This window comes from Sorangium sp. So ce1014 (assembly GCF_051521505.1).
Lineage (GTDB): Bacteria > Myxococcota_A > Polyangia > Polyangiales > Polyangiaceae > Sorangium.
Genome location: NZ_CP150356.1, coordinates 8659697 through 8673903 on the forward strand (window position 1 = coordinate 8659697; position 14207 = coordinate 8673903).

General features: G+C 70.6%; 11 protein-coding genes. 6 read left to right on the forward strand and 5 right to left on the reverse strand.

The genetic code is table 11. The features are described from left to right. On the reverse strand, window positions 1-648 hold the full coding sequence (locus WME75_RS32790) for a YkgJ family cysteine cluster protein (protein ID WP_437479152.1): 648 nt from the start codon (window positions 646-648) through the stop codon (window positions 1-3). Between the two features lie 78 nt (window positions 649-726). On the opposite strand from WME75_RS32790, the gene WME75_RS32795 reads away from it, so the two are divergent. Next, a complete protein-coding gene (locus WME75_RS32795; RefSeq protein ID WP_437479153.1) occupies window positions 727-1494 on the forward strand; it encodes a glutamine amidotransferase in 768 nt (255 codons plus the stop codon). A gap of 12 nt (window positions 1495-1506) precedes the next feature. On the opposite strand, the gene WME75_RS32800 is transcribed toward WME75_RS32795, so the two are convergent. Further along, complete coding sequence (locus WME75_RS32800) at window positions 1507-2214, reverse strand: TetR/AcrR family transcriptional regulator (RefSeq protein ID WP_437479154.1); 708 nt, start codon at window positions 2212-2214, stop codon at window positions 1507-1509. Between the two features lie 318 nt (window positions 2215-2532). On the opposite strand from WME75_RS32800, the gene WME75_RS32805 reads away from it, so the two are divergent. The 4 genes from WME75_RS32805 (at window position 2533) to WME75_RS32820 (ending at window position 10465) form a co-directional block, all read left to right on the forward strand. Continuing rightward, on the forward strand, window positions 2533-6141 hold the full coding sequence (locus WME75_RS32805) for a BadF/BadG/BcrA/BcrD ATPase family protein (protein WP_437479155.1): 3609 nt from the start codon (window positions 2533-2535) through the stop codon (window positions 6139-6141). Between the two features lie 74 nt (window positions 6142-6215). Then, window positions 6216-8144: a 2-hydroxyglutaryl-CoA dehydratase gene (locus WME75_RS32810; RefSeq protein ID WP_437479156.1), complete on the forward strand. Its 1929-nt coding sequence runs from the start codon at window positions 6216-6218 to the stop codon at window positions 8142-8144. A gap of 98 nt (window positions 8145-8242) precedes the next feature. Next, window positions 8243-9520, forward strand: coding sequence for an aminotransferase class I/II-fold pyridoxal phosphate-dependent enzyme (locus WME75_RS32815; protein ID WP_437479157.1), 1278 nt, complete (start codon window positions 8243-8245; stop codon window positions 9518-9520). A gap of 102 nt (window positions 9521-9622) precedes the next feature. Continuing rightward, the gene (locus WME75_RS32820) at window positions 9623-10465 is read left to right on the forward strand and encodes an SHOCT domain-containing protein (RefSeq protein WP_437479158.1); all 843 of its coding nucleotides are present in this window, start codon (window positions 9623-9625) and stop codon (window positions 10463-10465) included. Between the two features lie 59 nt (window positions 10466-10524). Here the strand turns inward: WME75_RS32820 and WME75_RS32825 are convergent, their stop codons facing one another. From WME75_RS32825 to WME75_RS32835, 3 genes are read right to left on the reverse strand one after another with little or no spacing between them, the layout of a single operon-like run. Continuing rightward, window positions 10525-11088, reverse strand: a complete 564-nt coding sequence (locus WME75_RS32825) for a TlpA family protein disulfide reductase (protein WP_437479159.1) — start codon at window positions 11086-11088, stop codon at window positions 10525-10527. Continuing rightward, entirely contained in the window at window positions 11085-11819 is a 735-nt protein-coding gene (locus tag WME75_RS32830; RefSeq protein WP_437479160.1) for a hypothetical protein, read from the reverse strand. Before WME75_RS32830 ends, WME75_RS32825 begins: the two co-directional genes overlap by 4 nt. Before the next feature lie 7 nt (window positions 11820-11826). Further along, the gene (locus WME75_RS32835; protein ID WP_437479161.1) at window positions 11827-12093 is read right to left on the reverse strand and encodes a DUF4911 domain-containing protein; all 267 of its coding nucleotides are present in this window, start codon (window positions 12091-12093) and stop codon (window positions 11827-11829) included. A gap of 421 nt (window positions 12094-12514) precedes the next feature. On the opposite strand from WME75_RS32835, the gene WME75_RS32840 reads away from it, so the two are divergent. Next, window positions 12515-14197, forward strand: a complete 1683-nt coding sequence (locus tag WME75_RS32840) for a hypothetical protein (RefSeq protein ID WP_437479162.1) — start codon at window positions 12515-12517, stop codon at window positions 14195-14197. Window positions 14198-14207 lie beyond the last annotated feature (10 nt).

Genomic DNA, 14207 nt, shown 5'->3' on the forward strand with positions numbered 1-14207 from the left:
TCACCGCTCCACCGGCGCCCCGTCCCGTAGCCCGAGCGTCTCCTCGCGCGCCGACAGGCACGCTTCGCTCCCCACCACGAACGCACGGCAGTTGTCCGGCCTGAGCTCGTAGATCGCGCAGCGCAGGTCCTCGCCGAGGTGCTGGCACCGCCCGCTCGCCGCGAAGCGCAGCGTGATCTTCCCGTCGCGCGCCCGCCGCACGTAGGCGCGCGCCGTGAGGTCGCCCCGCCCGGCGTCCCGAAAGCGCGACAGGTCCACGTCGTCGAGCACCACGTGCGCGTCGTGGCAGCACGCCCCGCACGCGAGGCAGTCGAGCGCCACCTCGCGGATCGCCCCGGGGTGCACGCTGTCGCGCTCGCACCAGTCGAGGACCGAGCCCTCGTACTCCCGCTTCACCCGCGCCGTCGCGAGCCCCAGGGCCGGGCCCTCGCTCACGCGCCGGAAGCGCTGCTGCTCGATCGACAGGAGCGACCACAGCCCGAGCTCGGTCAGCTTCCCCTGCGCGTCGACGGAGAGGAGGAGATCGACCCGCTCGTCCGGCAGCACGATGGCCGCGTGTCCGCCGGCCCTCACGTGCGCGGCGGCGCGGGGCAGGAAACGCGGGCGAAACCGCCGCCACACCGGGCGCGGCACGACATAGGAGGACATCGGGGAGCATCTTCGCGCCCCGGCCCCGCGCTGCCAAGTCCCGCTCTCGCCCGCCGGCCGCTCTGCTATGTTGAAAGGGTGGGACATCCGAAGAAGATCGTCATCGTCAAGACCGGTGAGCCCGTGCCCCCGGTCCTCGAGCGGCGCGGCGACTTCGCGGCCCTGATCGAGCAGACGATCGGCGCCGCGTGGCGCGGCGGATACGCCACCTTCGACGCCCGCGCGGGCGACCTCCCCGCGCCCGACGCCCCCGGGACCGCCGCCTTCGTCCTCACCGGCTCCTCGGCCAACGTCCCCCACCGCGAGCCCTGGATGCTCCGCTGCGAGGCGTGGCTGCGCGACGTCGTCCGCGCCGGCGCCCCCACGTTCGGCATCTGCTTCGGCCACCAGATCCTCGCCCAGGCCCTCGGCGGCGAGGTCATCCGGAACCCGCGCGGCCGCGAGATCGGCCGGATCCGCGTCCAGCGCCGCGCCGACGACGTCATTTTCGACGGGCTCCCGTCGAGCTTCGAGACCCACGCCACCCACATCGACACGGTCGGCGCGCTGCCCGAGGGCGCCTGCAGCCTCGCGTTCACCGGGCTCGACGACCACCAGGTCATCCGCTTCACGAACACCTGCTACGGCGTGCAGTTCCACCCCGAGATGGACCACGACGTCATCGCCGGCTACATCGCCTGGCGCCGCGAGGTCTTGCAGGCCGAGGGCCTCGACGTCCCGGCGCTCCTCGCCCGCATCTCGCCGGATCAGCTCGGCACCCGGACCCTGCTCAACTTCATCGCGCACATCGTCGCGCCGCGCCTCGGCCGTACGCCGTCCACCGGACCGGCATCGTCACGGCCCTGACTGACGCGCCGGTCAGTCCCCCTTCGGCCTGGCGCGGCGGGCGCGCGGCGGGCTCGACCGCTCCGCCCGCGCGGGCGCCGCGTCCTCCGGCGCGGGCGCCCCGCGCTCGCCCTCCCCGCGCGGCGCCGGCTGCCCGGGCGCGGCGTCCATCCGGAGGTAGCCGCGCCGCAGGAGATCGTAGAGCGCCGTGACGATCCGCTCGCGCGGGCGGGCCTGGTCCTCGAGGGCGTTCTCGAAGAGCACCTCCTTCAGCGCGCCGATCGTGAACGTCGCGTAGAGCTCGGTGTCTCCCGGCTCGATGATGCCGAGCCGCTGCCCCTCCGCGAGGCTCCGTTCCAGCAAGAGCTTCACCTCCTGCCGGAAGGCGCGCAGCTCCTTGACGAACGCCGGGTCGAGCCCCGCCGCGTGCGACAGGAGGATGCTCGTCAGCGCCGAATCGTCGAGCAGGACGGCCACGATCGCGCGGATATTGTGCTTGATCTGCGCCTCCACGTCCGCCGACGGATCCACGCGCAGGATGGCGCCGCCGAGGCGCGAGAACAGCCCGCCCACGAGCTCGCCGAACACCGAGCGCTTGTCCGGGAAGTAGAGGTAGAACGTCCCCTTCGCGACCTTCGCGAGCGCGACGATGTCATCGACCTTCGCCTCGTGATACCCCTTCTCGGAAAACACGGTGCGCGCCGCGCGGAGGAGGGCTTGGCGGCGCTCGGACTTGTTCATGGGTCGGTCGCTTTACCATCACCGGCCCGTCACCTGGGGTTCGATGTCTCCCACCGCCGTCGCGCGGACGGGCCGCCCGAAAAGCGCCTGGAAAGATCGGAGGCAGGCGGACGCTTTGCGCAGGATGCCGTGCCGAGCCCAGCGACGAAATCGTGCACCCTGGACGCAGATCCCCGGAAAACCGCGTTCCGCGATCTCCAGACCCGGCCGAGACACACCGAATCATTTGATTTTCGGGGCATCTCGTTGTAGCCATCACGACTGACCAGCCAGTCAGTCGGACGCTGGTGACCGGCGACGGCGGTGGGAGGAGCTCCGATGGGAAGGCAGATCCAGGATCCGGTCGTGGTCGGCATCGATGTCGGCTCGACGACCGTGAAGGCGGTCGTGCTCGATCCGCAGACGCTCGAGATTCTCTGGAGCGACTACCAGCGGCACCAGACGAAGCAGCCGGAGAAGGTGGCGGAGCTCCTCGAGGTGATCGAGGCGTCGTTCCCTGCCTCGCCCCGGGAGCGCTGGCGGGTGTTCATGACGGGCTCCGGCGCGGCGCCCCTCTGCGCCGGCCTCGGCGCCAAGTTCGTCCAGGAGGTCAACGCGGTCACCCTCGCGGTCGAGAACCTGCACCCGGACGTGGGCAGCGTCATCGAGCTCGGCGGGCAGGACGCGAAGATCATCATCTTCCAGCGGGACGCCAAGACGGGCGACAAGACCGCCGCCCCGTCGATGAACGACAAGTGCGCCTCCGGCACGGGCGCCACCATCGACAAGTGCATGATCAAGGTGGGCCTGCCGTCGAGCGAGGTGGTCAAGATCCACTTCGACGACTCGAAGCTCCACCACGTCGCCGCGAAGTGCGGAGTCTTCGCCGAGACGGACATCGTGAACCTCGTGAAGAGCGGTATCCCCCCGACGGAGATCCTCTGCTCGCTCGCCGACGCGATCGTCCTCCAGAACCTGTCGGTGCTGACGCGCGGCTCGACGTTGAAGCACAAGGTCCTCCTGCTCGGCGGCCCCAACACCTACCTTCCCTTCCTCCAGGAGTGCTGGCGCAAGCGGATCCCCGAGACCTGGGACGAGCGCGGCTACGCTTGGCCGAAGGACCAGCCGGTCGAGGAGACGATCTTCGTCCCGGAGAACGCGCAGTACTACGCGGCGTTCGGCGCCTGTGTTTACGGGCTCAAGGAGGCCGCGGAGGTCGGCCTCTACGCCGGCAAGGCGGGGCTCATCGAGTACATGACGAACGGCAGGAAGGCCCGGCTCGGCGAGAGCGCGGGCCCGCCGCTCGTGAAGACCCGGAACGAGGTCGACGAGTTCCGCAAGCTCTACAGCATCCCGCGGTTCACGCCGATGAAGCTCACCCCCGGCCAGGTCGTGCGCGGGGTCATCGGCCTCGACGGCGGCTCCACCTCGTCGAAGGCGGTGCTCATCGACGAGGACGGGGGCATCGTCTGCAAGGCCTACCAGCTCTCGAAGGGCAACCCGATCCAGGACGCGAAGGAGCTCCTCGCCCAGCTCCGGCAGTACGTGCTCGACGAGGGCGCGACGCTCGAGGTGATCGGGTTCGGCGGCACCGGGTACGCGGCCGACGTGCTCCAGGAGTGCATGCGGGCCGACGTCAACATCGTCGAGACCGTCGCCCACATGATGAGCGCGGTGAAGTTCTTCGGCGACGTGGACGTCATCTGCGATATCGGCGGACAGGACATCAAGGTCCTGTTCATGAAGAACGGCGATATCGCGAACTTCCGCCTCTCCAACTCGTGCTCTGCGGGCAACGGCATGCTGCTCCAGGCGATGGCCGACCAGTTCGGCCTGAAGGTGACCGAGTACGCCGACACGGCGTTCGGCGCCGAGCTCGCGCCGAAGTTCAGCTACGGCTGCGCCGTCTTCCTCGACACCGACCGGGTGAACTTCCAGAAGGAGGGCTTCTCGAAGGAGGAGCTGCTCGCCGGCCTCGCCCAGGTGCTGCCGAAGAACGTGTGGCAGTACGTCGTGCAGATCCCGCGGCTCGCGGCGCTCGGCACGCGCTACGTGCTCCAGGGCGGCACGCAGTACAACCTCGCCGCGGTCAAGGCGCAGGTCGACTACATCAAGGAGCGCGTCCCCGGCGCCGAGGTGTTCGTCCACCCGCACACCGGCGAGGCCGGCGCGCTCGGCGCCGCGTTCGAGACGCTCCGGGTCGTGAAGCGCAGGGGCCGGTCGACGTTCATCGGCATCGATGCGGCGATCGCCCTCGAGTACACGACGAAGAACGACGCGGAGACCGTCTGTCACTTCTGCCCGAACGAGTGCAAGCGGACGTTCATCGACACGACGCGGCCTGACGGCTCGACGAGCCGCTACATCTCGGGCTTCTCGTGCGAGAAGGGCACGGTCGAGAGCGAGCAGGCGATGCTCGCGCTGGTCGCCGAGCGGAAGAAGATCGCGAAGCAGTTCCCGAACCTCGTCGACTACGAGTCGAAGCTCGCCTTCCGCCACTTCTACGACACGGCGCCGCTGCCCGAGGGCGGGGCGCCGGTGAAGGACGTTGTCGTCAAGAAGGGCTTCCTCGGCATCCGCCGCGTGGAGACGACGCGCCCGTTCCTGCGGAGCGGCCCCGAGACGCGCGAGCGCCTCCGCCGCGTCCGCATCGGCATCCCGCGCGTCCTCAACATCTACTCGACGGGCCCGTATTACCGGTCCTACTTCGAGGCGCTCGGCGTCCCGAAGCAGAACGTCGTCTTCAGCGACGCGACGAGCGAGGAGATGTGGGTCGAGGGCGGCAAGTACGGCTCCATCGATCCGTGCTTCCCCTCCAAGGTGGCGCAGGCCCACGTCCACAATCTCCTCTTCCACCACCACACGGACGAGAAGAAGCTCAATTACATCTTCTTCCCCATCCTCACGCACGTGCCGAGCTTCGGCGAGGGGGTGATGGACAAGACGAGCTGCCCCATCGTCGCGGGCGTGCCGGATGTCATGAAGGCGGCGTTCACGAAGGAGGTCGACTTCTTCAAGACGCGCGGGATCGAGTACCTCGATCCGGCGCTCACGTTCTCCGAGATGACGCTGACGGCGCGCCGGATGTTCGAGACATGGGGCCCGCGGCTCGGCATCACCGAGGACGAGAGCGATCACGCGCACCGCGAGGGGATGCGGGCGCTCTCGCAGTTCGAGCGCGATCTGCAGGACAAGGGGCGGGCGATCCTCGAGACGGTCGAGGCCGAGAACCGCGTCGCCATCCTGATGGTCGGGCGGCCGTACCACTCCGATCCGGGCCTCAACCACGGGATCCCGGAGGAGTTCCAGGTGCTCGGCTATCCGGTCCTCTCGGTGCGGTCGATCCCGCGCGACATGGATTACCTCGCGCGGTACTTCAAGGACGAGATCGCGACGGGCCAGCACCCGCTCGACATCAACGACGTCTGGCCGGAGAACTACTCGGCGAACAGCGCGCAGAAGGTCTGGGCGGTCAAGTTCGCCGCCCGCCATCCGAACGTCGTGCTGCTCGACCTCTCGAGCTTCAAGTGCGGCCATGACGCGCCGACGTACGGCATCATCGACAGCATCGTGACCTCGAGCGCCACCCCGTACGCCGCGCTGCACGACATCGACGCGAACAAGCCGGGCGGCTCGATCAAGATCCGCGTGAAGACCTACGCGCACAGCCTCAAGCTGCACGAGGAGGCGCTCGAGGACTCGGCGAAGAAGAAGGCGCAGCTCGTCCAGCGCATCGACGAGAAGCGCCTCGAGCTGCTCCAGGTGAAGCGGGAGCAGCAGGCGGCGCGCAAGATCACGGATCCCACGCTCGAGCGGGAGATCGCGGCGCTCGCCGACAAGGTGAGGAGCTACGTCGCGCCGGTGTCTCCGCCCGAGGTGCCGAAGACGGGGCTCGTGCAGCTCAAGAAGAAGCAGTCCGACGGGACCGTCGTCCCCTTGGAAGCCTGAAGACACGACCGAGGTCGAGGGGGGGGCGGCGCGGCCGGCCCCCTTCCAGCATCCAAGTGAAGGGAAGCCACGCCATGGAACAGACGATCACGCAGAAGACGCGCCTTCCTCTCGTGGGCGAGACGAGATCCAGCAAGACGGACATCGACATCGAGGCGGAGCTCCGGGCGTTCGAGGAGGCCGAGCGCGAGCGGCTCGGGATCAAGGCCGAGCGGCGGCAGTGGGTCGACGGCATGCTCAAGCCGAAGATGACGAAGAAGGAGCGCGACAACGTGACGCTCCTCATCAGCGGCCTCACCGCCGCGCAGGACTTCCTGTGCGAGGGCGCGCTGAAGGGCCTCGGCTACAACGTCACCTACTTCGGGATGAGCGACAACGCCGGGCTCCAGACGGGCAAGGAGTTCGGCAATCGCGGGCAGTGCAACCCGACGTACTTCACCGTCGGCGGCCTCGTGAAGCACCTCATCGACCTGCGCGACAAGCAGGGGATGTCGACCGAGGACATCATCAAGAACTACGTGTTCCTGACGGCGGGCGCCTGCGGGCCGTGTCGGTTCGGCATGTACGTGACCGAGTACCGGAAGGCGCTCCGCGACGCCGGCTTCGACGGCTTCCGGGTGATGCTCTTCCAGCAGACGGGCGGCCTCTCGCAGGCGACGGGCGATGACGTCGGCCTCGAGATGAACCCTGCCTTCTTCATCGCGATCATCAAGGCCATCGTGTGCGGCGACACGCTGAACGCGCTCGGCTACCGCATCCGGCCTTACGAGATCGAGGCCGGCGCGACGAACCGCGCGATGGAGAGCGCGAAGCGCATCCTCTACAAGGCCCTCTTCGAGCAGACGAACATCTTCCGGGCGCTCTACGACGCGCGCAAGGAGTTCGAGGGCGTCCGGGTGGACAAGCTCCGGCCCAAGGCGAAGACGTCGATCATCGGCGAGTTCTGGGCGATGACGACCGAGGGCGACGGCAACTACGCCCTTCAGAAGTTCCTCGAGAGCGAGGGCGGCGAGAACGACATCCAGCTCACGACCGCGTGGCTCCTCTACAACATCTGGGAGTGCGCCCGCGACACCCGCGAGCGGCGCGACCTGCGCGGCGCCGACGAGGGCAACTACGGCCTCGCCAGCCTGGACGAGTTCGGCGTCGCCAAGCGCCTCGCGACGATGCGCCTCGCCGAGGGGGCGCTCCGCGTCGGATTCCAGGCGTTCGCGCTGCCGCTCGGCCTGCTCGACTACCACCTTCCGGACATGGATCTCGTGGCGGAGGTGGCGAAGGACTACTACTCGAACGACCTCCGCGGCGGCGAGGGGCACATGGAGGTCGGCAAGCTCATCGTGAACGCCGTGAAGGGGAAGGCGCACGTCACGGTGAGCGTGAAGCCGTTCGGGTGCATGCCCTCGTCGGGCGTCTCCGACGGCGTCCAGTCGCTGATCACGTCGCGCTACCCCGGCACGATCTTCTGCGCGGTCGAGACGAGCGGCGACGGCGCGACGAACTTCTACTCCCGCGTGCAGATGTACATGTTCAAGGCGCGCATCCTGGCCGAGCAGGAGCTCGCCCGCGTCTACGAGGAGACGGGCGTCACGGAGGCCGAGGTGCGCGCGTTCCTCGAGAAGAACCCGAAGTACGCGAGCCCGCTCCACCACGCGCCGCACCGGGTCGCCGGGTCGGCCGCCAACCTTGTCTACGAGGTGGCGCCGCTCATCAAGCAGTCGGCGGCCGAGCGCGCCGTGGTGAAGGCCAAGGCGGCGGCGGGGGCGCTCCGCGAGGCGGTGATGTCCGCGCCGGCGAAGGCGAACGCCGCCAGGGCGTTCCTGACGAACCCGGAGACGCTCTCCAAGGCGCGCGAGGACGTCGCGCTCCTCCGTGACATCCTCGGCGGCAAGGCCTCGGAGCGCTTCAAGCCGCTCGTCAAGCGCCTGGCCGGCAAGGCGTACTTCGAGAACAACCCCGAGGTGAGCCCCGCGGCCTACAGCGGGGAGGCCATCGCGGCCGAGTGAGGTGGACGCCGCCGGGCTCGGCCCGGCGGTCACCTCGGCTTCTCCGGATCCACTCGGGTCGCGACGCGGCGGCGAAATTCTGCTAGACATCGCCCGCCATGACTGAACTGCGTTCGTTGTCCCCCGAGGCTCTTGCCTCGCTCACCCGGGAGCTCGAGGCACGTTATGCTGCCTTTGAAGCCCGGGGCCTCAAGCTCGACATGACGCGCGGCAAGCCGTCGTCCGAGCAGCTCGACCTCGCCAACGGCATGCTCGGCCTGCCCGACGCGAGCGATCTCGTCGCCTCGGACGGCTCGGATACGCGCAATTACGGCGGCCTCGACGGGCTGCCCGAGATGAAGGCCCTCTTCGCCGAGCTGCTCGAGGTGCCCTCGGCGCAGGTCATCGTCGGCGGCAACAGCAGCCTGACCATGATGCACGACGCGGTGGTCCGCGCGCTCGTCCACGGCGTGCCCGACGGGAACGGCGCCTGGTCGAAGCAGCCGAAGGTCAAGTTCCTGTGCCCGAGCCCCGGCTACGATCGTCACTTTGCGATCTGCGAGCACCACGGCATCGAGATGATCACGGTCGATCTGAACGACGCCGGCCCGGACATGGATCAGGTCGAGCGGCTGGTCGCCGAGGACGCGGCCATCAAGGGCATGTGGTGCGTCCCCAAGTACAGCAACCCGACCGGCGCCACGTACGCTCCCGAGGTCGTCCGCCGGCTCGCCAGCATGAAGACGGCGGCCGCGGATTTCCGCCTGTTCTGGGACAACGCCTACGCGGTCCACGACCTCTACGCCGAGGGCGATCGGCTCGCGGACATCGTATCGGCGTGTCAGTCCGCGGGCAACCCCAACCGGCCGTTCGTCTTCGCCTCGACGTCGAAGATCTCGTACGCGGGCAGCGGCATCGCGGCCATGGCGTCGAGCCCCGCGAACGTGGCGGACGCGAAGAAGCACCTCGCCATCCAGACCATCGGCCCGGACAAGGTGAACCAGCTGCGGCACGTGCGGTTCTTCAAGGACTACAAGGGCTTGCTGAGCCACATGCAGCGCCACGCCGAGCTCCTGCGGCCCAAGTTCGAGGCGGTGACGAGCAGCTTCGAGCGCGAGCTCGGCGGCAAGGGCATCGCCAGCTGGACCTCGCCGCGCGGCGGTTACTTCGCCAGCCTCGACACCCTCGACGGCTGCGCGAAGGAGGTCGTGCGTCTGGCCAGCAAGGCGGGCGTGAAGCTCACCGGCGCCGGGGCGACGTACCCGTACGGCCGCGATCCTCGCGATCGCAACATCCGGATCGCGCCGTCGATGCCGCCGCTCGATCAGATCCGCGTCGCCATGGACGTTGTCACGGTCTGTGTCCAGCTCGCGAGCGTGCGCAAGCTCGCTGGCTGAGCGCCCTTATCCCCCTCATCGCCATCTTCCTTGCCGCTCGCGCGCGTTGCGAGCGGCGGACCCCCGTGCCAGGCTCGCCGCTTCCTCCTGGAGCGCCTCATCATGCAGCAACTTACCCCCGAAGGTCAGCGGAGAGTCTCCGACCTGTCACAGCGCTATTTCGTCAGCACCGACGCGGTGATGACGCTCCTGCAGGCGCTCGTGAACGGTCATGGAACGATGGCGCAGTTCTACCACCCCGAGCTGGGCGGTGGAGGGCAGTGGATGCAGGGCGGCATGACCATGATCGGGGACATGTTCAACAGCTCCCTCAAGGCCAAGGTGGAGGGCCTGTGTGCCGAGCTGTCGAGTCTCCTGGCGAACCAGCCGTTCGCTCCGGCGCCTGCGAGCTATCAGTCCCAGACGCACGGAGGGCAGCAGCAGCAGCAGGGTGGCAGCGGCGGCTTCGGGGGCTCGCCGGTCAGCCTGTTCGTTCCGGCGTCGGGGGGCGGCTCGGGCAGCTGGTGGCCCGGGGAGCTCGGCGTGCCGAGCTCCAGCGGGTCGCAGAACAACATCCGGTATGCCTATTTCCCCGGAGCGCGCCGCGTGGCGGTCGATGTCAACGGGCGAGTCAGCGTCTATGACACGCTCGATCATCAGATCAGCGGTGTGTCGCAGCAGCAAGGGTCGGGGTCGTCGGTCACGTTCACGAGCCAGTACGGCGTGGTGAGCGTGCTGAGCTTGCCGATCATCTCCGGCGACCTCGCCGTGCAGCAGGCGCCGAGCGCTGCCCCCGCGCAGGCGCCCGCTCCGGCGCAGGCCGACGCCGCCCTGCCCCGCTCCTCGTCGGCTCCGGAGGCGGACATCTTCGCTGCCATCGAGCGGCTCGCGGACCTGCGGCAGAAGGGGATCCTCACCGAGCAGGAGTTTGCTGCGAAGAAGACGGATCTCCTGAACAGGCTCTGAACGCGAGCCCGCGAGACGCGCGATCGCCGAGGGCGAGAAAGAAGAAGGCGAGAAGGAACCTACCTCGCGAACCGCGCGTCCTCGCGCTCCAGCCCGCGGAGGACCTCCTCGAGCGCTTCCTGGGTGATGAGACCTACGTGTCGGAACGCCTCCCGCCCCTCGGGGTCGAGGATGACGACGCTCGGCACGTGGTGTAGCCCGGCGAAAGGCCCCTCCCCGGCGATCGTCGGGGCGTCCGCGAGCGCAACCGGGTACGGGAGCTTGAGCGTGGCGACGAACGCCTCGACGAGCGGCCGGTTCTCGGGCGCCTCGAGGACGAGGAGCGCCGCGTTGATGCGCGGCGTGTGATCGCGGAACAGCCCCGCGAGGAACCGCGCCTCCACCTGAGACGCCACGTCGTAGGTCGCGACGAAGGCGATCACGCTGAACCTGCGCGCAAGCGACGCGGTGGAGAGCTCGCCCCCGTCGAGCGTCTCGTACGAGAAGCTCCGCACCGGGCCACGCGCCGGGGCCGCCGCCGCGACCTGCGGCGCCGCCGCGGGCTCCCGGACCGCGTCCCCCCCGCCGGCGCAGCCGCTCGCGAGCAGAACGAGCGGCAAGCAGACTGGCGCCAGCGACCTCATGGCAGCGGATCCCCCTCCAGGTGCGCGTCGAAGAGATCGGCGCAGAGCTGCAGCGACGGCGGGAGCTCGGCCCCCTTGCGCTGCTGCGCGAGGATCGCATGGCACAGCTCCTCGATGACCAGCTTGATCGGCGTCACCTCGATCTGCGCGCCGTCGAGCAGCATCCCGGGGCCGGGCGCCTCTTCGGCCCGGACGATCGGGTCGTGCCGCGCCCAGGCGATGCCGTCCTCGGGGAGGTAACGACACCAGAGCACCCGCACGAAGCGCAGGTAGAGCGGCGTCACGAGCGCCACCACCCGATCGCCCCCCGCGGCGATGCCGCGCAGCGCGAAGCCCCCGGCCGGACGCGGGGCGAGCTCCCCGTCCTCCTCGCCCATCGCGATCGCGATCTCGATCCGCTCGCGACGCGCCGCGTCGCTCTCGACCGACAGCAGCGGCGCGTAGATCGCGACCGTCGGGACCTGCAGCTTGGGTGCGTCCTCCGCGAGCACGTCGAGCCACGCCTCGCGCGCCTCGGGGCCGAGCTCGCCGTACACGTGCGCCGCGGCGATGGCAGCCTCGGCGTCCGTCGCGAGCGCGGCCAGCCACTCCCGCCAGGCGGCGAGGATGCGCGGATCGAGCAGCGCGCTCGAGGACGCCGGCAGGCCCTGCGCCGCGCCGTCGTGAGCAGCGACATCCAGCGAGGCGTCCTGGACGAGATCGACCGAGCTCGGATCGCGGTGCTCCGTCATGCCCGCCTCAGCGTTGCGCGCCGCGGCGCCGCGCGCCGACGTCCTGCTCCAGATCGCGCAGGAGCTCGGCGAACTCGTCGCCCCGACCGAGCGGCGCCGCGAGGGTGATCTCACCGCCGCGCTCCGCGAACAGGAGCGCGATGCCTTCGCTCGCCTCGACGATGCCCTTCACGAACACGACGTCCGCTGGGTGGACCAGGACATCCTGGACCAGCATGCCGACGCTCGCCTCCGCGATCGAGAGCGGGCCGCGAGCGGGCCCGAGCGGCCCCACGCCCGCCACCGAAGAGTGTCCATCGGCCGGAGACGCGGGGGCGACTCGGCTTGAATTGCTGTCGCGCCGGCCCATCGACGGCGGAGCTAAGCACCGCTCGCCGGAGGGATCCAGCGGGCATACAGGGCGGGGATGACCAGGGCCCTCGCCGCGTCAAGAGGCCGCGGTCGTCCCTCGATCCGCGGACCCCGAGCCGCTCTCGAGCCAACCGAAACGCTTCGCGAGATCGTCGGGGCGCTCACCTTCGAACGAGCCGAGCTCGGGGCGCGGCGGGGCACGGGCCGGAGTCGGGCGGCGGTGGCGCTCCGCGCGCCGCGGCAGGCGGGCTCCGGAGGGCGACGGAGCGCGTGGAGGAAGCGCCGCGCGGGGTGAAAGCGCCGCGAGGGGCGAAAGCGCCGCGAGGGGCGCTACACTCCCGCCGATGTCAGCTTCACGAGCCTGCAGCGAGCGAACGGAGCCGCGCCGCGAGACGTGCCCGGCGCCGCAGCCGAAGACCGCGATCGACGAGGATGAGCGCGAGCACGACGAGCACGACCACAAGCTGATCGACCTGCCGCCGCTCGGACACGAGGAGGAGGAGGCGGGCGACGAGAGCTTCGAGGAGCTCCTGCAGACGCTCGACGACGCGGAGCACGGGCTCGACGACGCGAACGCGAACGACCTCGAGGTAGGCGTCGAGCTCGCCGTGGACGACGGCGCGAGCGGGGAGGACGAGCCCGCGGAAGAGGGCGTCGACGTGGGGGCGCTCCACGAGGGGATCGCGGACGCCGACGCGGGCTCGTGGCTGTCCGACGAGGCCGCCGAGCACGACGACGCCGAGCACGACGATCTCGACGACGGCGAGGGGCACGGCGACGACGGCGGCGCGGAAGGGACGGGAGAGGATCCGTCGGACGACGTCGACGAGGGCGAGCTGCCCGCGCTCGACGCGGACCAGGACGGCACCTACGAGGGCGAGGATCTGCTCGCGGAGCTGCCCGACCTCGCGGACGACCCGGCCCCGGTCTGGGACGCGCTGCCGTGGACCGTCGTCGAGGGCGCCGGGGCCGCGGTCCCGTGCAGCACGCTCGCGGTGGCCGGCGGCTCCGTCGTCGCCGGGGGCGCCGGCGCCGAGCCCGCGCTGGCGAACGAGCCGGCCCCGCGCGCGGCAGGCCGCTCGCGCCGCGCGGACCGGGCGGGCGGCGATCGCGGGACCGTGCTCGTGGTCGACGCGGGAGCGCTGTCGGCGCGCCGCGCCGGCGTCGATACGTCGGCGTCGTCGATCGCGCTGTCGGACAGCGCGCTCCTCATCGCCACGCGCCGCGGCAACCTGCTCCTGAGCGACGACCGGGGGAAGACCGCGAGCCCGCTCGGCGCGTGGGGGTCGGGCGGGGCGCCGGTGACGCTCGCGACGACGCCGGGGCGGCTCTGGGTGCTGGCCGGCAAGACGCTGTGGTCGCCCGCGACCGGCGCGGTCGCCGTCCCGCCGGAGACCGGCTCCGCCGTGCCCCCTGGCTCGCCGCGCCGCGACGCCTCGCCGTCGCGGGGCGCCCCGTCGCTGTCGCCCGGGCCCGCGCTGCGGGACGGCGTGCTCCGGATGAGCGCGAGCGAAGGCGTGATCGTGGCGCTCACGATCGCGGCCGGGGGCCCGCAGCTCGAGCGGCTCCGCGGCGACGACGAGGGCTCGCCTGTCGTGCCGCTGTCCGGGGCGGCGCGGCGCGCGGCGGAGGCCGACGACGGCCAGCTCGCGGCGGCGGCGGGCGGGCGCTCGATCGCGCTGTCGGGCGCGGGGCTCCTGTGCGTGTCGCGCGACGGGGGCGAGAACTTCCGCGTGCTCGAGGGCCTCCCCGCGGTCGTCGCGCTCGCCTTCGCGGGCGACCCCAAGGGCTCGCCGCTGCTCGCGCTCGTCGCCCGCGAGGGCGAGCGCCGGGCGCAGCTTGTCCACGTGCCGTCGAACGCCGCCCCCACGGTGGTCGCCGAGATCGGGGCGACGCCCCACGGCGCGGCCGAGGAGGACGCCGCGTCCGTCGGTCCGGCGGCGATCGCGTGGGACCCGTCGCGCGAGGTGGTCTGGGTCGCCTGCTGGGCAGGGCTCGTCGCGCTCACGCGGCAGCGCAAGCACTAGCGTAGCGCGG